This window comes from Nakamurella panacisegetis, from assembly GCF_900104535.1.
Classification (GTDB): Bacteria; Actinomycetota; Actinomycetes; order Mycobacteriales; family Nakamurellaceae; genus Nakamurella; species Nakamurella panacisegetis.
In genome coordinates, this window is sequence record NZ_LT629710.1 from 1,446,933 (window position 1) to 1,465,393 (window position 18,461).

The 18,461-nt window shown below is 70.3% G+C and carries 17 protein-coding genes; 11 read left to right on the forward strand and 6 right to left on the reverse strand.

Translation table 11 applies throughout. The annotated features are described in order from the left end of the window. Positions 1-95 precede the first annotated feature (95 nt). From BLS97_RS06335 to BLS97_RS06345, 3 genes are read left to right on the forward strand one after another with little or no spacing between them, the layout of a single operon-like run. Positions 96-653, forward strand: coding sequence for a VanZ family protein (locus BLS97_RS06335; RefSeq protein ID WP_090475186.1), 558 nt, complete (start codon positions 96-98; stop codon positions 651-653). Positions 654-692: 39 nt separating this feature from the next. Beyond that, a complete protein-coding gene (locus BLS97_RS06340; protein ID WP_090475188.1) occupies positions 693-1,457 on the forward strand; it encodes an SDR family oxidoreductase in 765 nt (254 codons plus the stop codon). Between the two features lie 8 nt (positions 1,458-1,465). After that, entirely contained in the window at positions 1,466-2,236 is a 771-nt protein-coding gene (locus tag BLS97_RS06345) for an SDR family oxidoreductase (RefSeq protein ID WP_090475190.1), read from the forward strand. Between the two features lie 20 nt (positions 2,237-2,256). On the opposite strand, the gene BLS97_RS06350 is transcribed toward BLS97_RS06345, so the two are convergent. Continuing rightward, the gene (locus tag BLS97_RS06350) at positions 2,257-3,735 is read right to left on the reverse strand and encodes a purine-cytosine permease family protein (RefSeq protein WP_090475191.1); all 1,479 of its coding nucleotides are present in this window, start codon (positions 3,733-3,735) and stop codon (positions 2,257-2,259) included. Positions 3,736-3,897: 162 nt separating this feature from the next. Here BLS97_RS06350 and BLS97_RS06355 point away from each other — a divergent pair, with 162 nt between their 5' ends. After that, positions 3,898-5,265: an ATP-dependent 6-phosphofructokinase gene (locus BLS97_RS06355; protein WP_090475193.1), complete on the forward strand. Its 1,368-nt coding sequence runs from the start codon at positions 3,898-3,900 to the stop codon at positions 5,263-5,265. A gap of 18 nt (positions 5,266-5,283) precedes the next feature. Here BLS97_RS06355 and BLS97_RS06360 read toward each other — a convergent pair whose 3' ends face one another. Next, positions 5,284-6,141, reverse strand: coding sequence for a UbiA family prenyltransferase (locus BLS97_RS06360; RefSeq protein ID WP_090475195.1), 858 nt, complete (start codon positions 6,139-6,141; stop codon positions 5,284-5,286). Positions 6,142-6,147: 6 nt separating this feature from the next. Here BLS97_RS06360 and BLS97_RS06365 point away from each other — a divergent pair, with 6 nt between their 5' ends. Together BLS97_RS06365 and BLS97_RS06370 are read left to right on the forward strand one after the other, a co-directional pair. Then, complete coding sequence (locus BLS97_RS06365) at positions 6,148-7,680, forward strand: ATP-dependent DNA ligase (RefSeq protein ID WP_090475196.1); 1,533 nt, start codon at positions 6,148-6,150, stop codon at positions 7,678-7,680. 65 nt (positions 7,681-7,745) lie between these two features. Further along, positions 7,746-9,338, forward strand: coding sequence for a GMC family oxidoreductase (locus BLS97_RS06370; protein WP_090475198.1), 1,593 nt, complete (start codon positions 7,746-7,748; stop codon positions 9,336-9,338). A 1-nt stretch (position 9,339) separates the two neighbouring features. Here the strand turns inward: BLS97_RS06370 and BLS97_RS06375 are convergent, their stop codons facing one another. Further along, positions 9,340-10,371 carry an LLM class flavin-dependent oxidoreductase gene (locus BLS97_RS06375; protein WP_090475200.1) on the reverse strand — a complete coding sequence of 344 codons (1,032 nt, stop codon included), beginning with the start codon at positions 10,369-10,371 and terminating at the stop codon, positions 9,340-9,342. A gap of 138 nt (positions 10,372-10,509) precedes the next feature. Here BLS97_RS06375 and BLS97_RS06380 point away from each other — a divergent pair, with 138 nt between their 5' ends. After that, positions 10,510-11,142 carry a 5-oxoprolinase subunit B family protein gene (locus BLS97_RS06380; protein WP_090475201.1) on the forward strand — a complete coding sequence of 211 codons (633 nt, stop codon included), beginning with the start codon at positions 10,510-10,512 and terminating at the stop codon, positions 11,140-11,142. Then, entirely contained in the window at positions 11,139-12,065 is a 927-nt protein-coding gene (locus BLS97_RS06385; RefSeq protein ID WP_090475203.1) for a 5-oxoprolinase subunit C family protein, read from the forward strand. The genes BLS97_RS06380 and BLS97_RS06385 overlap by 4 nt, the downstream gene beginning before the upstream one ends. Before the next feature lie 60 nt (positions 12,066-12,125). Here BLS97_RS06385 and pip read toward each other — a convergent pair whose 3' ends face one another. Further along, the gene (gene pip, locus BLS97_RS06390) at positions 12,126-13,067 is read right to left on the reverse strand and encodes a prolyl aminopeptidase (RefSeq protein WP_231988388.1); all 942 of its coding nucleotides are present in this window, start codon (positions 13,065-13,067) and stop codon (positions 12,126-12,128) included. Between the two features lie 508 nt (positions 13,068-13,575). Here pip and BLS97_RS06395 point away from each other — a divergent pair. From BLS97_RS06395 to BLS97_RS06405, 3 genes are read left to right on the forward strand one after another with little or no spacing between them, the layout of a single operon-like run. After that, entirely contained in the window at positions 13,576-14,640 is a 1,065-nt protein-coding gene (locus tag BLS97_RS06395; RefSeq protein ID WP_090481515.1) for a type III polyketide synthase, read from the forward strand. Beyond that, positions 14,637-15,152, forward strand: coding sequence for an isoprenylcysteine carboxyl methyltransferase family protein (locus BLS97_RS06400; protein ID WP_197676436.1), 516 nt, complete (start codon positions 14,637-14,639; stop codon positions 15,150-15,152). The genes BLS97_RS06395 and BLS97_RS06400 overlap by 4 nt, the downstream gene beginning before the upstream one ends. Next, a complete protein-coding gene (locus BLS97_RS06405) occupies positions 15,149-16,162 on the forward strand; it encodes an NAD(P)/FAD-dependent oxidoreductase (protein WP_090475205.1) in 1,014 nt (337 codons plus the stop codon). Before BLS97_RS06400 ends, BLS97_RS06405 begins: the two co-directional genes overlap by 4 nt. An 11-nt stretch (positions 16,163-16,173) precedes the next feature. Here BLS97_RS06405 and BLS97_RS06410 read toward each other — a convergent pair whose 3' ends face one another. Together BLS97_RS06410 and BLS97_RS06415 are read right to left on the reverse strand one after the other, a co-directional pair. Next, on the reverse strand, positions 16,174-17,178 hold the full coding sequence (locus BLS97_RS06410) for a hypothetical protein (protein WP_090475206.1): 1,005 nt from the start codon (positions 17,176-17,178) through the stop codon (positions 16,174-16,176). Beyond that, the gene (locus BLS97_RS06415) at positions 17,175-18,395 is read right to left on the reverse strand and encodes a trypsin-like serine peptidase (protein ID WP_157695232.1); all 1,221 of its coding nucleotides are present in this window, start codon (positions 18,393-18,395) and stop codon (positions 17,175-17,177) included. The genes BLS97_RS06410 and BLS97_RS06415 overlap by 4 nt, the downstream gene beginning before the upstream one ends. Between the last annotated feature and the right edge of the window lie 66 nt (positions 18,396-18,461).

Here is an 18,461-nt window from a genome sequence, read left to right on the forward strand (position 1 = left end):
GCCGCATCGGGACGATCACCCAGGTCGCGGCATCACGGACCGGCCGGGCCGACCGCCAGCGGACAACGCGTCTCGCTCCCGGACGTCCTGACGGAATGCGCGACCTCTGGAATCTCTTCGGGACTGAACTGCTCATCGTGACGATCCCGGCTCTGCTGGCGGTGGCCGTCGGCGCGACCCGGCTGCGGCGCACCGGGCGTATTCACAACATGCGCGTCGTCGCCCGCGTCCTCATCGTGGTGATCTCGTTGGCCGCGGCGGCGATGTTGTTCAGTCCGGTCGCCACCACCACCCACGCCCGGTTCCTCGACCTGCACCTGCTCGCCACGCTGCGGCACTCGTTCGCCAGTCCGATCTTGTTCGCGCAGATGATCGGCAATCTGCTGCTCCTGTGCTGGCTCGGGTTCCTGCTCCCGATCGCGTTCGTCCGGGTACGGCCCTGGATGGCCGCGGTGGCCTGCCTGGTGACCTCGGCCGCCATCGAGACCGTTCAGTACGTCATCGCGGTCGGCCGGGTCACCTCGATCTCGGACTTGTTCTTCAACACCATCGGCGGGACGGCCGGCGCGGTCCTGGCTCAGCTCGTGGGCCGGCGTCTGCTCACGCCCCCGGTCGCCGCTCCGGTGGCGGCGTATGGAAACGTGCGTTCCTGAGAAGCCACTGCTCGCCCACGGAAGGCCGGGTACGACCTGATGATTCTGGACAAGTTCGATCTCACGGGGCGCGTCGCCGTCGTGACCGGGGGGAACCAGGGGCTGGGCCTGGCTTTCGCCCGCGGGCTCGGGGAGGCCGGGGCCAAGGTGGCGATCCTGGGCCGCAACACGGCCCGGAACGAGGATGCCGTCGCCGCACTGGTGCTGGAGGGGATTATCGCCCGCGCCTTCACCGCCGACGTGGTCGAGAAAGCCAGTCTGGAAGCCGCCGCGGCGGACATCCGGAAGCAGCTCGGCGAGGTCGACATCCTGGTCAACAACGCCGGGGCGTGCATCCATCGCCCGGCGTTCGAGGTCACCGACGACGAATTCGCCCACGTGATGGACGTCAACGTGAGGGGCGTCTGGAACGGCAGCCAGGTGTTCGGGCGATCCATGGCCGCGGCCGGACGCGGCGTCATCGTCAACGTCGGATCGATCTCGGCGCAGATCGTCAACCGACCCCAGTGGCAGCCGATCTACAACGCGTCCAAGGCCGCCGTGCACCAGCTGACCAAGTCGCTGGCCGCCGAGTGGGCCGCGTCCGGGATCCGGGTCAACGCGATTGCGCCGGGCTACGTCCGGACCGAGATGGCACCGGTCGACCGGCCGGAGTTCCGGCGGTACTGGATCGAGGACGCACCGCAGCAGCGTGCCGCGCTGCCCGAGGAGATCGCACCCAGCGTGGTGTTCCTGGCCTCTGACGCGTCCGCCTTCATGACTGGGTCGGTGCTCGTCATCGACGGCGGCTACACCGTCTACTAGCGGCGTCGATGAGCTCAGTCCTGGTCACCGGGGGAACCGGCAACCTCGGGCGCCACGTGGTGCGACAGCTGCTCGACCGGGGGCATCAGGTGCGGTTGGCCAGCCGCAGCGCGGCACCGGTCGAGGCCATCACCGACTACTCCTGGGCCCGGGTGGACTACCGCAGCCGGGCCGGCCTCGACGCCGCGCTGATCGGTGTCGACACGATCGTGCACTGTGCCGGCGGCTCGGCCCGGGGCGAGGCGGAGACGATGGCCGCGCTGCTGTCCTCGGGCCGGCGGGCCCGGGTGAAGCACCTGGTCTACATCTCGATCGTCGGGGTGGACCGACTGCCGCTGGGCTACTACCGAGCGAAGTACGCGGCCGAGCGGTCCCTGATCGGATCCGGTCTGCCGTGGACGATCCTGCGGACCACCCAGTTCCACGATCTCGCCCTGGCCATCGTCAAGGGGGTGTGCCGGTCGCCGGTGGCGCTGGCCCCGCGCGGAGTCAGCCTGCAACCGGTGGCCGTCGAGGAGGTGGCGCTGCGGCTCAGCGAACTGGCCGGCGCTGACCCGGCCGGGCGGGTCCCGGAGCTCGGCGGCCCGGAGATCCGGACGCTCGCCGACCTCGCCCGGCTCTACCTGCGGTCGACCGGACGAAGGCGACCGATCGTGCCGCTGCCGGTGCCGGGACGGCTGATCAAGGGGCTCCGGGCCGGACACGGTCTCACCCCGGACCACGCCGACGGCGTGCAGACGTTCGCCGAATACCTGGCCGCCGGCGGGGCGACGGCGTAACCGCCGGTCCCGGCCGCTCGTCAGGCGTACGGGTCGCTGTACCTGAGCATCGGGGTGCCCTCTTGGGCCCGGACCCGCCACGGCGAGAAGATCAACGTGCCGACGAAGCCGATCACCAACGCCACCAGCACCCCGATGTTGGCGCCGGCCCAACTCCCACTCCGGCCTCCGAGGTTGACCGCCTCCAACAGGTAGCCCTGCCAGGTCAGCCACTGTGCGTAGGTGTTGGTGACCAAACCCCAGCCCAGAACGGTACCGACGACGACGAGAGCGATCGCGTCCCATTGCACGTCGCCGTAACGCCCGCGCCGGTCGAACAACTCAGCCTCGGCGTAATCCTGCCGGCGGAGCAGAATGTCGGCCAACATCACGCCGGCCCACGCCGCCACCGGCACTCCGAGAGTGATCAGGAAGCCCTCGAACTGTGGGAAGAAGTCGCCGGCGAAGAAGACCACGGCGACGGCACCGGCCAACATGATGGTGCCGTCGATGAGGGCCGCGACGTAGCGCTCGACCTTGACACCGAGGGAGAGCAGGGCCAGGCCGGACGAGTAGATGTCCAGCACCGCTCCGCCGACCAGGCCGAGCACGGCGACGATGACGAACGGAACCAGGAACCAGGTGGGGAGGATTAACCCGAGCGCCCCCACCGGGTCGGTGTAGATGGCCGCGCTCAGGTCTTTCGACGAACCGGCCAACAGCAATCCAAAGATCAGCAGGAGAATTGGTGCGACCGCGGCCCCGAAGGTTGTCCAGCCGACCACGCCGCGAGTGGACGAGCCGCGGGGAAGGTAGCGCGAGTAGTCGGCCGCCGCATTCACCCATCCCAGCCCGTATCCGGTCAATACCAGCGTGAGCGCGCCGATGACGGCGGTGGCCGGCGCGGCCGGGGCGGCGATCACGACGGACCAATGGATGTGCGACGCGGCCAGGCCGAGATACACCACGGTCAGCACACCGGTGATGATCGTGATCCATTTCTGCATTCTCATGATGACGTCGAATCCGGCGACACCGCCGGCGATGGTGAGGGCGGTGACGACGAGGATCGCGATCACCTTCACCGGTGTTCCGGTTCCCCAACCAAGCCGTTCGAAGACGGTGGCCGCGGCCAGAGTTGCCAGGATGACCAGGACGGTTTCCCAACCGACGGTCAGCACCCAGGAAATCAACGAGGGCAGCTTGTTCCCCCGCACTCCGAACGCCGCGCGCGAAAGGATCATGGTCGGAGCCGAACCGCGTTTTCCGGCGATCGCCACCAGGCCACACAGCAGGAACGAGACGACGATGCCGATCACGCCAGCGACCGCCGCCTGCCAGAAGGACACCTTGAAGGCGAGCACGAAAGCGCCGTACCCAAGCCCGAAGACCGACACGTTCGCGCCGAACCACGGCCAGAACAGATCACGCGGCCGGCCCTTGCGTTCGGCGTCGCTGATCACGTTGATGCCGTTGGTCTCGAGGACGACCGTCCGGGACTCGCCCACCTGGCTGCTCATGGCCGGAATTGTCGCATTGCGTGCACTTGCTCGACCCACCGCCACCAGAGGCATTGTCCGCGATTCACATCCGGCCCGGGCCGGACAGCGGCGGTGCTTTCGCGGGTGGTTTGTTCTCCCGGCCGTCACACCGCTGACACACCGCCCGCCCAGGCTTGACTGATGACCTCATCGGCGTCATCGACGGCCCTGACCGTCACGCGGCTGGGCGAATGCCGCCACGACTCACCGTTGGCGAAGTACATCGCCGGGCGCGGGACCAACGAGCACTACGTCGACGAGGACGACCGGGTGCTGTTCGACGACACGATCAGCCTGGTCCGCGAGCGGGACGTCGCACTGGACGAGCTACCGAGCTTCGAACCGGGCGGCCCGCGTCGAAAGATCTTCTTCGCGCCGGGCACGGCGAAGGTCGCCGTGGTGACCTGCGGTGGCCTGTGTCCCGGCCTCAACGACGTGATCCGCGGACTCGTCCTGGAGTTGTGCAACCATTACGGCGTCCGGCAGGTGTGCGGATTCCGGTACGGCTTCGCCGGACTCGTGCCAAGCAACGGCCACCCGGTGGTGCCCCTCACCCCCGAGCGGGTGGACAAGATCAACGAACTCGGCGGCACCATCCTCGGAACATCAAGGGGCGCACAGGATCCGGAGATCATGGCCGACACTCTCGTCGAGCTCGGCATCGACATCCTGTTCGTCATCGGCGGTGACGGGTCGATGCGCGGCGCGGCCGGGATCGCCGCGGTGCTGACCCGCCGCGCCTTGCCGATCGGGGTCATCGGCATCCCGAAGACGATCGACAACGACATCCCCTACATCGGGCAGAGTTTCGGATTCCAGACGTCGTTCGCGGTGGCCGCTGCGTCGATCCAGGCCGCCCGGGTCGAGGCCCGCTCGGCGGTCGGCGGGGTGGGACTGGTGCGGGTGATGGGACGTCATTCCGGCTTCATCGCCTGCTACGCGGCCCTGGCCAACCACGACGCCGACTTCGTCCTCATCCCGGAGGTGCCGTTCCGCCTGGACGGCGACGGCGGCTTCCTGGCCTGTCTGCGCCGCCGGGTGCAGGACAGGGGCAGTGCCGTGGTGGTGGTCGCCGAAGGGGCCGGACAGGAGCTGTTGACTCCCGCGCGGGCCGAGCCGACAGCCCGGACGGACGATTCCCCGAGCGCCGCCGTCGACGCATCGGGGAACGCCACCCTGGCCGACATCGGGGTGTTCCTGCGCGACCGCATCACCTCCGACTTCGGAGCGGCCGAACAACCGTTGACGCTCAAGTACATCGACCCCGGTTACGCCATCCGGTCGGTGCCGGCCCAGCCGTCGGACTCGGTCTACTGCGTCCGCCTGGCCCAGGCCGCCGTCCACGCGGCCATGGCCGGGCGGACCGACATGGTGGTCGGCCGCCGGCACAATCGGTTCGTCCACGTACCGATCGCGATGGCCGTGTCGATCCGCAACCAGGTCGCCCCGGACGGGGACCTCTGGTTGTCCGTGCTGGAATCGACCGCTCAACCCTTCGAGATGCGGTAGGCGGACCGACGGTCGTGGCTATGCGGTCAACCGGGACCCCGACCGGGCGAACAGCACCAGGTCGGCCCCGGCCAGCGCGACGGTGGCCAGGAACAGCAGGCGGCTGTTCGGACTCCTGAGCCCGACGGCGACCCCGGTGCCGGCCAACCCGACGATCACCGCCAGCGCGATCCAGGTCCACACATGCGGGGCGCCCGGGCCCAGCAGGACGACCAGGGACGCCGCGAACAACACCACCGGTCCGCCGATGGCGGTAGCCCGGCCGCCGAGGACATGCCAGAAGCCACGGACCCCGGTGGCCTGGTCCGATCGCAGATCCGGCAGCACGTTCGCGGCGTGGGCGGCGACCCCGAGCAGGGCACCGGCCGTCATCGCCCACCAGGCCGGCCACGGGCGGCCGGGCAAGGCCAGGGTCGCCGCGGCCGGGAGCGACCCGAACCCGATGGCGTACGGGACCCAGGAGGCGACGGTGGCCTTCAGTCCGAGGTTGTACAGCCAGCCGGCGCCGACCAAGGTCAGGGCGGCGAGACCGGCTCGCCAGCCCAGGCTCATCGACAGCGCCGCGGCGGCGACCAGCGCCACGATCGCCGCCGCCCGGACCCGGCCGGGCGGGATCACCCCGCGGGCGACCGGCTTGTCCGGGCGCCCGACCGCCTGATCACGGGCGGCGTCGATCCAGTCGTTGGACCAGCCGATGGAGAGTTGTCCGGCCATGACGGCCAGGGTGAACAGCGCGCCGCGACCGAAACCCAGTCCGGCCAGCGCGGCCAGCCCAGCGCTGATCGAGGTGACGCCGAGGGTCGGGAGCGGGTGACACGCCAGGGCCAGCGCCCGTACCGTGCCGCCCGGGCGGCTGTCGGGGTGCGCGGGCAACATGGGTACATGCTGCTCTCCCGACTGGTCACCACCTCGGCCGAGGTGGCCGCCACCCGTTCCCGGCTGGCCAAACGCAAGGCGCTGGCCGCCTGCATCGCCGAGGCCGGGCCGGACGACATCGAACTGGTGGTCACCTATCTGTCCGGGTCGCTGCGTCAGCGGCGGACCGGCGTCGGCTGGGCCTCCCTGTCCGGCCTGCCCGATCCGGTCGATGAACCGACACTCACAGTGCAGGACGTGGACGCCGCATTCGAGGCCGTCGCGGCCATGGGCGGTTCGGGATCGGCGGCACTGCGTTCGGCCGCCGTCGAAGCCCTGTTCGGCCGGGCGACCGCCCCTGAGCAGGCATTTCTCCGTCGGCTGGTCTTCGAGGACCTGCGGCAGGGGGCGTTGGACTCACTGGTTCAGGACGGCCTGGCCGCTGCCTTCGGGGTGCCGTTGCCCGTCGTGCAGCGCGCGGCGATGCTGCTCGGTTCGACGGCGACCGCGGCCTCGCAATTGGCGCGATCCGGGATCGAGGCCCTGGAGATCGTCGGCCTGCGGGTGGGGATTCCGGTCCGGCCGATGCTGGCCGCCAGCGCTCCGAATCCCGAAGCGGCGGTCCCGAAGTCGGGTCTCCCGGCCCTCGTCGACGCCAAACTCGACGGCATCCGGATCCAGGTCCACCGGGACGGGGATTCGGTGCGGCTCTACACCCGGAGCCTGGATGACGTCACCGACCGGATGCCGGAGATCGTCGAATCGGTGCTGGCGCTGCCCTTCCCGACTCTGGTCCTCGACGGCGAGGTGGTCGGGCTCGGGCCCGACGGGCGTCCGCTGTCGTTCCAGGTGATCGCCTCCCGCACCGGCAGCAGCGTCGACGTGACGGCCGGACGGACCCGCACTCCGCTGTCCTTGTTCGTCTTCGACCTGCTGCACGTCGACGGACGGGACCTGCTCGACGAGCCGCTGGAGGTCCGGGCGGCCGCGATGACCGACCTTCTCCCGACCCGGATGTTGGTGCCCCGGCGGCGGGCCGGCTCGGCCGCCGAGATCTCCGCTTTCTTCACTCAGGTGGTGGCCGACGGTTTCGAAGGGGTGGTGGTCAAGAATCTGGCCGCCCCGTACGCCGCCGGGCGGCGGGACTCGGCCTGGATCAAACTGAAGCCCCGTCACACGTTCGACCTGGCGGTGATCGGTGCCGAGTGGGGTTACGGCCGCCGGGAGGGCTGGCTGTCCAATCTGCACCTGGCGGCCCGCGACCCGGACACCGGCGGGTTGGTGATGTTGGGCAAGACGTTCAAGGGACTGACCGACCAGATGCTCACCTGGCAGACCGAGCAGTTCCTGACCCGGGAGGCCCGGCGGACCAAGACCACCGTCTTCGTCGATCCGCCGCTGGTGGCCGAGATCGCCATCGACGGCGTCCAGCGCTCCACCCGCTACCCCGGCGGGGTCGCCCTGCGCTTCGCCCGGGTGCTCCGCTACCGCGACGACAAGACGGTCGACGAGGTGGACACCATCTCCTCGGTCGTGGCCCTGGGGGCAACGGACGGCTGAGGTCATCCGCGCCGCCCCGGCGCACCTGCCAGACTGGGGCCAACCAGCGATCAAAGGAGATCCGAATGGTGCGCATCCCGCAGGACGAGTCGTTCGACTACGTGATCGTCGGGGCCGGCTCGGCCGGGTCCGCGCTGGCCAACCGATTGAGCACCGATCCCTCCACCCGCGTGCTGTTGCTGGAGGCCGGGAAGAAGGACAGCAAGGCCGCGATCCACATCCCCGCCGCCTTCTCCCAGCTGTTCCGGTCTGAATACGACTGGAATTACGACACCGTCCCGCAGCCGGAGCTGTCCGGGCGCACCGTCTACTGGCCGCGGGGCCGGATGCTCGGCGGCTCGTCCTCGCTGAACGCCATGATGTGGGTCCGCGGGTTCGCCGCCGACTACGACAGCTGGGCCGCCGTGGCCGGCCCGACCTGGTCCTGGAGTTCACTGCTCCCCTACTTCCGGCAGGTGGAGAAGGTCGCCGGGGCGGCCCGGCCGGATCAGGGCACGACCGGCACCATCAGCGTGGAGGCGCAACGGGATCCGCGGGCGCACACGGCGGCTTTCCTCGACGCGGCGCGCAGCCTCGGGTTGCCGGTCGAGGAGGCGAACCTCCCCGAGCCGGCTGGATTCACCCAGACCATGGTCAGCCAGCACCGGGGTTCCCGGTTCAGCGCGGCCGACGCCTACCTCAAGCCGGCCCGGAAGCGCGCCAACCTGACCGTACGCACGGAGGCTCACGCCCGGCGGGTGGTCTTCGACGGCCAGCGGGCCACCGGAGTCGAGTACCAGCACGGAAAGCGCCGACACACGGTCACCGCCCGTCGGGAGGTGGTGCTGTGCGGGGGCGCGGTCAACACCCCGCAGTTGCTGATGCTCTCGGGGATCGGTGACCCGGAGTCGTTGCGTCCGTTCGGTATCTCGGTGGTGGCGTCCGCACCGGAGGTCGGGCGCAACCTCCGGGACCACCTGATCGCCGGCCTGGTCGGGTCGATCCCCGGCGGCACCCTGTTCGACGCCGAGAGGCCCGCGGAGCTGGCCGGCTATCTCCTGCGCCGCCGGGGAATGCTGACGTCCAACGTGGCCGAGGCGTACGGGTTCATCCGCACCCGGCCGGATCTGGCCCTGCCGGACGTGGAGATCATCTTCGCACCGGTCGCCTACGTGGGCGAAGGCCTGGTGAAGCCCCCGGCCCATGGCGTCACGATTGGGGCGATCCTGTTGCAGCCCAAAAGCTCCGGCCGGATCTCACTGGCGTCGGCCGACCCGCTGGCCGCGCCCGTCATCGACCCGCGATACCTGAGCGACGGTGGCGGCGACCGGGCCACCCTGATGGCCGGACTGGCCGTGTGCGAGCAACTGATGTCGGCCGTCACCGGATCGGCCGCACCGCATTTTCTCGCGCCCGAGGACGCCGACGCGTTGCGCCCGGAGCACCGGGACGCCCTGACCCTGAACAAGTACTCGCACACCCTCTACCACCCGGTCGGCACCGCCCGGATGGGGTCGGACCCGGCGTCGGTGGTCGATCCGGAACTCCGAGTACGAGGGGTCAGCGGTCTCCGGGTGGCCGACGCGTCGGTCATGCCGAACATCATCCGCGGGCACACCAACGCCCCGAGCATCGTCATCGGCGAGAAGGCGGCGGACCTGATCCTGGCCGCGCGCTGAATCAGGCCAGCATGTCCCGGACCATCGGCGCCACCTTGGTGCCGTACAGCTCGATCGAGTGCAGCATCTGCTCGTGCGGGAGAGTCCCGTTGCTGTACTTGAGGTCGAAGCGGTCGGCTCCGAGAACCTTGACGGTGGAGGCGATCTTCTTGGCGACGGTCTCCGGCGAGCCGACGTAGATCGATCCGTCGATGGCGTCGGCCTCGAATCGCGCGCGGGTGGGGGCGGGCCAGCCCCGCTCACGACCGATCCGCGTGGTCATGTCCCGGTAGTGCGGCCACAGCTCGTCCTTGGCCTGCTCGTCGGTGTCGGCGACGTGGCCCGGCGAGTGCACGCCGATCGGCGCCGGCGCGGTGCCGAGTTGCTCCTGGGCGCGATGGAACAGGTCCGAGTACGGGGCGAAGCGTTCGGGCTCACCCCCGATGATGGCCAGCAGCAGGCCGAAGCCGTAGCGCGCCGCGCGGACCACCGACTCCGGGCTGCCACCGACGCCGAGCCAGGTCTTGAGCGCACCGGAACCGGTGTGCGGGAACACGGATTGATTGCTCAGAGCCGAGCGGGTGGCTCCGCTCCAGGTGACTGGCTGCTCGCTGCGCAGCGCGGCGAACAATTCCACCTTCTCCTCGAAGAGCTGGTCGTAGTCCGACAGTTCGAACCCGAACAGTGGGAACGACTCGGTGAACGACCCGCGGCCCAGGATCACCTCGGCCCGCCCGTTCGACACGGCATCGAGGGTGGCGAACCGCTGGAACACCCGCACCGGGTCGTCCGAGCTGAGCACGGTCACCGCGGATCCGAGGTGGATGTTCTTGGTCCGCCCGGCGATGGCCGACAGCACCACATCGGGCGCGGTGACGGCGAAATCGGCGCGATGGTGCTCACCGATCCCGATGAAGTCGAGGCCGACCTGATCGGCCAGTACGGCCTGGTCGACCAGGTTGCGGATGACCTGTGGCTGCGGCACCGGTTCGCCGTCCGCGCCTACCGTCACGTCGCCGAAGGTGTCGAGGCCGAGCTCGAGTCGGGTGGTCATCAAAGTCCTCCAGAAGATGCAGTCTCCATCAGTATATGACACGTCAACCATCGAGGCGCCGCGAACATTTCGTCGGCTGCGTCACCGTTGGCCGGTCGCGGTGACCGGACCTGCCGACGGCTGGGCCACACTGAAGGGGTGCGGATCCTGGCCTGCGGCGAGCGTGCGGTGCTGGCCGAGCTGGGCGACCTGGCCGAGGTGATGTCCCTCGACCGAGTCCTCCGCGCGACATCGCCTCCCGGCGTGATCGACGTCGTACCGGCGGCCCGGACGGTGCTGGTGCGCTTCGATCCGGAGGTGGTCAACGCCCAGGAGATCTCGGCCTGGATCACCAGGGCCAAGGGCGACCCCGGCACGGCCGAAGTACACCTGGTCGCGCCGCCGGGGGCGACGATCGTCATCCCGGTCCGGTACGACGGCGAGGACCTGACGTCGGTGGCCGCCGCATGCGGCCTGACCCCGGCCGAGGTGATCACCCTGCACACGGAATCGGAGTTCACCGTGGCCTTCTGCGGCTTCGCCCCGGGCTTCGCCTATCTGGCCGGCGTCCCGGACATCCTGCGGGTGGCCCGGCGTCCGACGCCCCGGACCCGGGTGCCGGCCGGTTCGGTCGCCCTGGCCGACGAGTTCAGCGCGGTGTACCCGCAGGCCTCGCCGGGCGGCTGGCAACTCATCGGACATACCGAGCTGACCGTCTTCGACGTCGATGGTGAAATTCCGGCGCCGCTCACTCCAGGGACCCGCGTCCGATTCGTCGAGGTCCGTCGGTGATCGTCGTCCTGGCGCCGGGGCCGTTGGCCACCGTCCAGGATCTGGGGCGTCCGGGCCTGGCCCATCTCGGCATCAGCCCGTCCGGCGCCGCCGACCGTCCGTCCCACATACGTGCGAACACGTTGGTCGGCAACGACCTCGGCGCGGCCACCATCGAGATGACGCTCGGCCGCCTTCGGGTGCGCTTCGAGTCCACCACCACGATCGCGGTGACCGGCGCCCCCTGCGTCCTGAAGCTGGACGGCGTCGTCGTCCCCCACGGCACGGCGGTGGGAGTTCTGGCCGGGCAGGAACTCCGGGTCGGCGCGCCCTCGTCGGGACTGCGGACCTACCTCGCCGTGGCCGGCGGCCTCGATGTCCCGCCCACGCTCGGCTCGCGGTCCACCGACACCCTCTCCGGCCTCGGTCCGGCCCCGCTGCGGTCCGGGCAGGTACTGCCCGTGGCCCCGTCGCGGACGGCCCTCGGGCCGCCTCGGCGGACGGAGAGCGGGGCGCACGGTGCCAGCGGGACGGAGGGTGCGAGCGGGGCGCACGGTGCGAGCGGGACGGACGGTGCGAGCGGGACGGACGGTGCGGGACCGGACGGGCCCCTCACGGTGACGCCGGGACCGCGGGCCGACTGGTTCACCGATGCGGCGCGCGAAACCCTCTGCCGCACCGCCTGGATCGTCAGTACCGATACCAACCGCGTGGGCGCCCGGCTGAACGGTCCCGCCCTGGACCGTGCCGTCACGCGCGAGCTCCCCTCGGAGGCGATGGTGGCCGGCGCCCTGCAGGTACCCCCCGACGGCCGGCCGATCCTGTTCCTGGCCGATCATCCGGTGACCGGGGGCTATCCAGTGATCGCCGTCGTCGCCGAGGCCGACCTGCCCCGGGCGGCTCAACTTCGCCCCGGAGCCGCTGTGCGGTTCCGGGCGCGGTGATCCGCACGGCCGCCCAGACCACGGCCCGCCACCGCCGCGGGCGTCCCTTCGGGGCGGCCATCACTCCTGGGCGAATCGCGTCAGCGCCGCCGCCATGATGTCGCGCGCCTCCTCGCTCCCGGTGTGGCCGCCTCCGAAGTAGTGCAGTTCGGCCTCCGGCCACGCCCGGGAGAGCAGCCACGGCACGTCCGCCGGGCTGCCCAGGTCAAGGCGCCCATGGATCAGCACGGCCGGGATCCCGGCCAGTCGGCCCGCGTTGCGGATCAGCTCGTCGGACTCCAGCCACGCGGCGTGGGAGAAGTAGTGCGCACACAGCCGGGCGAACGCAACTGTCGCATCGGGATCCTCGTACTTTCCCGACGGCGCCCAACCCTCCTCGAGCGACAACACAGCGTCCTCCCAGTCGCGCCAGTCCCGCGCGGCCTGACGACGGACAGCGGGGTCGTGATGGCGATTGAGCAACTGGTCGTAGGCCGCGATCAGGTCCGGTGCGTTGCCCCCTCGCTCGCTGAACCGGTGCCACTCGACCGGGAAGTACCGGCCCACCTCGTGGTACAGCCAGTGCACGTCCTGGGGTCGGGTCATGGTCACCGAGATCAGCACCATCGCGGTGACGCGATCAGGGAAGCGCTGCGCGTAGGCCAACGCCAGCGTCACTCCCCAGGACCCGCCCCACACCACCCAGCGGTCAATGCCGAGGTGCTCCCGGAGCCGCTCGATGTCGGCGATCAGGTGGTGGGTGGTGTTCGTCGAGAGGTCGGTGTCGAGGTCGGCCACGCTCGGCGTGCTCCGCCCGCACCCGCGCTGGTCGAACCGGACCAGCCGGTACCGGGCCGGGTCGAACGCGCGCCCGCTGGACATTCCGCTCCCCGGGCCGCCGTGCAGCGCCACCACCGGTTTGCCATCCGGATTGCCGCTGACCACCCAGTGCACCAGCTGCCCGTCACCAACGTCCAGCATGCCCTCGTCGTACGGAACGGGATGCGGAAAGAGTTGGGCCACATGGGCATCGTAGGTTGCCGGATTCCTGCAGGCGCCCTCCCATCGGGGCAGCGCGTCCCCGATCTGGGCCTCCGGCTCGCACCGCGTCCAGCTCTTTCGTCCACTGCCGCGCCCCGCGCGTCCAGCTCTTTCGTCCACTGCCGCGCCGCGTGCGTCCAGCTCTTTCGTCCACTGCCGCGCACCGCGCGTCCAGCTCTTTCGTCCACTGCCACACCCCGCGCGTCTAGCTCTTACGTCCACTGCCGCGCCCCGAGCAGCAGGTATCGGTCTCCGGTGGTTCTCCGGCTCTGGGCCGGGTCGCCGCCCGCAGCATCGGGAATGGGCCAACAACGTACGGATCTGTCGTTCGACTACGAACGACAATCCCGTACGTACCGACGGGTAGCGGCGCGCACGAAGTCGACCCGGTCCGGTCGCAGGCACTCCCCGGCCCCCGGCCCCGCCGGTTCGTCGCTCTTGCCGCATCTCAGAGCCGAACCGAGCGCCGCCGCGTCGTACTGTGGGCGAGGTGACGACCCTGGTAGCGGTACACGGCGTGCTCCCGGAGCACCGATATCAGCAGGACCAGATCACCCAGGCATTCGCCGAGGTCTGCCTCGGGGACGAATCCGCCGCCAACGTCGCGCTGCTGCGGCGGCTGCACGCCAACTGCTGCGTGGACGCCCGGCACCTGTCGCTGCCCCTGGAGCGCTACCGGGAGCTGGCCGACTTCACCGAAGCCAACGACGAGTACGTGCGGGTCGCGACCGACCTGGCCGAGCAGGCGGTCGTCGGAGCCCTGCAGGAGGCCGGCCTGCGACCGGAGGACGTTGACATCGTCTTCTCGACCACGGTCACCGGCTTGGCCGTGCCGTCGATCGAGGCTCGGATCGCCGCGCAGGTCGGCTTCCGGCCGGATGTGAAGCGGGTGCCGATGTTCGGGCTCGGGTGCGTGGCCGGGGCGGCCGGCATCGCCCGGATGCACGACTACCTGCTCGGGCACCCGGACCAGGTGGCCGTGTTGCTGGCCGTCGAGTTGTGTTCGCTGACCGTGCAACGTGACGACCGGTCGATGGCGAACCTGGTGGCCAGCGGCCTGTTCGGGGACGGCGCCGCGGCCGTGGTCGCGGTCGGCGGAGCGCACGCACGGGCCGGAGACGGACCGACGGTGCTCGACACCCGCAGTCACCTCTACCCCGACACGCAACGGACCATGGGCTGGGACATCGGTGCCGCGGGGCTCACGATCGTGCTGGACGCGCAGGTCCCGGCCCTGGTCGAGCAGTACCTGGGGGGTGACGTCCGCTCCCTGCTGGCCGAGCACGACCTGACCGTCGACGACATCGCCCACTGGGTATCGCACCCGGGCGGCCCGAAGGTGATCGAGGCGATCGAAAGGGAGCTGGCCCTGCGGCCGGACGCGCTGGAGATGACCTGGCGATCACTGGCCGACGTCGGGAATCTCTCGTCCGTGTCGGTGCTGCACGTGCTGCGGGACACGCTGGCCAAGCGCAGCCCGATGCCCGGCACACCCGGGGTGCTGATGGCCATGGGTCCGGGTTTCTGCGCCGAGCTGGTGCTGTTGCGGTGGTGACCTTCTACGTCGTGCTGCTCGCCCTGTTCGCCGTGGAGCGCCTGGCCGAGTTGATCATCTCCAAGCGCAACATCGCCTGGAGCATGGGGCGCGGCGGCCGGGAGTCCGGCGCCGGCCACTACCCCGCGATGGTCGCCCTGCACACCGCCCTGCTGGTCGGCGCGCTGGTCGAGGTGGTGGTCGCCCACCGCCCGTTCCTACCGTGGCTGGGCTGGCCGATGCTGGCGATCGTCGTTGCGGCGCAGTCACTCCGGTGGTGGTGCATCAGGACCCTCGGCCGGCGCTGGAACACGAGGATCGTGGTGCTGCCCGACGTGCCGTTGGTGACCTCGGGGCCCTATCGCTGGATCCGGCATCCGAACTACGTGGCGGTCGTCGTCGAGGGCATCGCGTTGCCGTTGGTGCACACCGCCTGGATCACCGCCATCACGTTCACCGCGCTCAACGCCTGGCTGCTGACCGTCCGGATCCGCGCCGAGAACCGGGCCCTGGCCGCAGTGCCCGCGGCGTGATCGACCTGCTGGTGGCCGGGGCCGGACCGGCCGGTCTGGCCACCGCCCTGTACGCCGCCCGCGCCGGGCTGAGCGTCACCGTCGTCGATCCGCGCACCGGCCCGATCGACAAGGCCTGCGGGGAGGGCCTGATGCCGGGAGCCGTCCGAGCCCTGAACGACCTAGGCGTCGTCCTGTCGGGCCAGGCCTTCGGCGGCATCCGCTACCTCGACGCCCGGCGCTCGGCCGCGGCGTTGTTCCCGCACGGCGCCGGCCTGGGCGTGCGCCGCACCGCCCTGCACGAGGCGATGACCACCAGGGCCGTCGCCGCCGGGGTGCGGTTCGCGGTCGGTACGGTCACCGACGTGTCCCAGGGACACGACACCGTGACGGCGGCCGGTCACCAGGCCCGATACCTGGTCGCTGCCGACGGCCTGCACTCGCCGGTGCGGCATCAGCTCGGCCTGAACCGCCCGGCCCGCGGGCCGGCCCGATGGGGCCAACGGCAACATTTCTCGGTGGCTTCGAGCGCGAACCTGGTCGAGGTGCATTGGGCCGCACGGTCGGAGTGCTACGTGACCCCGATCGGGCCCGGGGAGATCGGCGTGGCCGTCCTCAGTTCGCGCAGGGCGCCGTTCGCCGTGCAGCTCGAGGCGTTTCCCCGGGTCTTGGAGGCTTTGCGCGGCGCCACCCCGACCACCGTCGTCCGCGGGGCGGGACCCCTGCGGCAGAACGCATCTCGTCGCGCTCTGAACCGGGTGCTGCTGGTCGGCGACGCCGCCGGCTACGTCGACGCCCTGACCGGCGAGGGCATCGCGGTGTCCCTGGCCTGCGCCCGGTCGGCGGTGGCGGCCATCGTCGCTGACCGCCCGACGGACTACGAACGGGCCTGGAGACGGGACACCCGCCGATACCGCTGGATCACCGAGACCCTGTTGACCACGCGTCGTTTCGCCGGCCGATCGATCGTTCCGGCCGCATCGCTGCTGCCCGACGTGTTCCGCCTGGCGGTCGGACAACTGGCCCGCTGACCAATCCGGGTTCAGTACCCGGCGGCGGCGAGAGCGAACAATGCCCTGGCCTGCTTGGCGTTCAGTACCGTGTAGAGCGCCTTGGTCGGGGCCGGGAGGTCGACCTCGTCGGTCTGTCCGCCCACCGATTCGGACCAGGTGAGATCGATCGACGCACTCACTCCGGCGACGGTGAAACGTCCCCGGACGGTCATCGTCTTCGGGCGGCCGAGCAACGGCCCGGCCGAGTTGTTGTACTGCAGGACCACCGGCACCAGGGTGCGGTCCAGCTCGTTCGCCCCGGCCTTGGCCAGGACGGCCGGGCTTATGGTCTTCTGCATCCGCCAGACCCCGAGAGCGAGCACCTGGCGCACGGTGATGGCCGATCGGATCGTGGTGTCGGCCGCACCCGTCACCGCGGAATTGCTCGGCAGTTGGGGATCGAGTTTCTGATTCTTCAGCAGGTCGGCCGTCACCTCGCACACGGTCTGCCGGCCGGGTAGCACACACCCGAGTCCGTTGCCGTACCGGGCGGGCACGGTGACCCATGGGGTGCGGGCGACGGAGCGGAAGTCGTTGCCGGTGAGCAGATAGTCGACGCCGGCGTTGCTCGATCGGTGCAGGATGTCGATCGTCGAAGCCGGGTCGCTGGAGGTGGAGCGGATGGTCACCCCCACCACCGAGGGGTAGCCGGCGTTGCGTGACGTCACCATCTGGGACGTGCTGATGGTGGACTTCCCGGCCATCTGCGTGACGGTCAGGCGACCACTGACATCGCCGTCGGTGGTCACGTCGACCAGGTCGGACGATCGAGGGATTCGGCCGTCGTTCTGCGCGGCCCCGGTGACGAACTCCCGCACCGCGTTGATCGGTGCCGTGATGTCCTTGCGGGCCGGCGACTCCGTTGTCGTCAGGGTCACCATCGTGGTGGTCCGCCCCGCCGTCGTCGTCGGACGGGTCGACGCGCTCGGCCCCCCACCGCATCCGGCGAGGAGCACCGCCAGCATCCCGGCCACCAGCAGAGTTCGCCGCGTCATGCCGCGCTCACTCTCCGGTAGAGCGGGTAGTCCAGGGTCAGGCTCAGCAAGGCCACCGTGAGTTCACCGTCGCCGCCGCGGGAGGTGACGCCATAGACGTATCCGACCCCCTCCACCTGGTCGAAACCGCTGAACCAGGCACCCCCGGACGCCCCTGGCGTCATGGCGCACGGCATCGACGCCGTGCGCGAATACGAATCACCTTCGTACGTCCGGAGGTAGGTGGAGGCACAGTAGCGCTGGGTCGACCCGTCGAACGGTGTCCCCGCCGGGTACCCGACCACCACCGTCGGATAGTTCAGGTCCGGGGACGTCGGAGCGGTCGGGGTGAACAGCAACCCCTGGGCCCCGGTGACATCTTCGATGTCCTGCCCGTCCAACGGGCGCAGAGTGACGAAGGCGACGTCGTCGTGGGACCCGTCGCCGTGCATCCGTTCGGTCCGGTCGATTCCGGACCCGCTCCGAGTGATCCACGTGCTCTCCAGCCAGCGATGGTTGGAGTACGCGGTGTCGACGCGCCAGATACCGTCCGGCGCATCGAGTTCCGGTACGCCGTCGGCACTCAGCCGCAGGGGCTCACTGATGTTGGCCGCGCCGGGGACGAACCAGATCTCCGAGAGCTGGGTCATCGCGTCGCCGCCCCGGCTGTGCGGCTTGCCGAGCGGGATGTTCCACACGCAGTGCCCGGCCGTCACCACCACGTTGTGTGCGGCCGAGCGCACGACGGTGCCCGAGCAGGCGTAGACCTCGCCGTCCTGGATGGCGATGATCTGGCCGTTCGTGTGGCCGGACAGCCCCGGTCCGGGCCAGACCTTCCCGGTCGAGGAGTTGTCGAAGTTGACCGCGTTCTTCGGCTGGACGGCGGTGGTCGGCTGCACGTAGACGTTGGCCGAATCGTCCACCGGGCTGTCGCTGGTCAGCGAGCTCTGATGGTTGACGTCGACCGGGACACCCCACCAGTCCTGTTCCGTCCGATGGACGGTGATCGCCGGCGGGGCGGCAGCCACCACATAGCCGGCGGTCGGCGGCGCCGTGACCGGCCGGATGGTGGTACCGGTGACCACCGGCGTCACCGTGACCGGGCCGGTGGACGGGGCGATGACCGCGCTCCCGGCGATGCCGACTCCCTGGCACGAGGACAGCACCGTCGCCAATGCCAGGGCCGACAGCGCCGACGTGACCCGTCGGCGTCGGTACCCCGTCCTGCCTGATTGCATCCGTGCGCCCCCGTTGTTCGTCTGAGCGAACCGTACGGTAGGCCGGTTTATGCCGGAAGAGCTGTC

Coding starts and splice junctions, on each gene's coding strand:
- BLS97_RS06345 (WP_090475190.1), top strand. CDS start 1,466: ATGAGCTCAGTCCTGGTCACCGGGGGAACCGGCAACCTCGGGCGCCAC.
- BLS97_RS06370 (WP_090475198.1), top strand. CDS start 7,746: ATGGTGCGCATCCCGCAGGACGAGTCGTTCGACTACGTGATCGTCGGG.
- BLS97_RS06365 (WP_090475196.1), top strand. CDS start 6,148: ATGCTGCTCTCCCGACTGGTCACCACCTCGGCCGAGGTGGCCGCCACC.
- BLS97_RS06410 (WP_090475206.1), bottom strand. CDS start 17,178: ATGACGCGGCGAACTCTGCTGGTGGCCGGGATGCTGGCGGTGCTCCTC.
- BLS97_RS06335 (WP_090475186.1), top strand. CDS start 96: ATGCGCGACCTCTGGAATCTCTTCGGGACTGAACTGCTCATCGTGACG.
- BLS97_RS06415 (WP_157695232.1), bottom strand. CDS start 18,395: ATGCAATCAGGCAGGACGGGGTACCGACGCCGACGGGTCACGTCGGCG.
- BLS97_RS06375 (WP_090475200.1), bottom strand. CDS start 10,371: ATGACCACCCGACTCGAGCTCGGCCTCGACACCTTCGGCGACGTGACG.
- BLS97_RS06350 (WP_090475191.1), bottom strand. CDS start 3,735: ATGAGCAGCCAGGTGGGCGAGTCCCGGACGGTCGTCCTCGAGACCAAC.
- BLS97_RS06360 (WP_090475195.1), bottom strand. CDS start 6,141: ATGTTGCCCGCGCACCCCGACAGCCGCCCGGGCGGCACGGTACGGGCG.
- BLS97_RS06355 (WP_090475193.1), top strand. CDS start 3,898: ATGACCTCATCGGCGTCATCGACGGCCCTGACCGTCACGCGGCTGGGC.
- BLS97_RS06340 (WP_090475188.1), top strand. CDS start 693: ATGATTCTGGACAAGTTCGATCTCACGGGGCGCGTCGCCGTCGTGACC.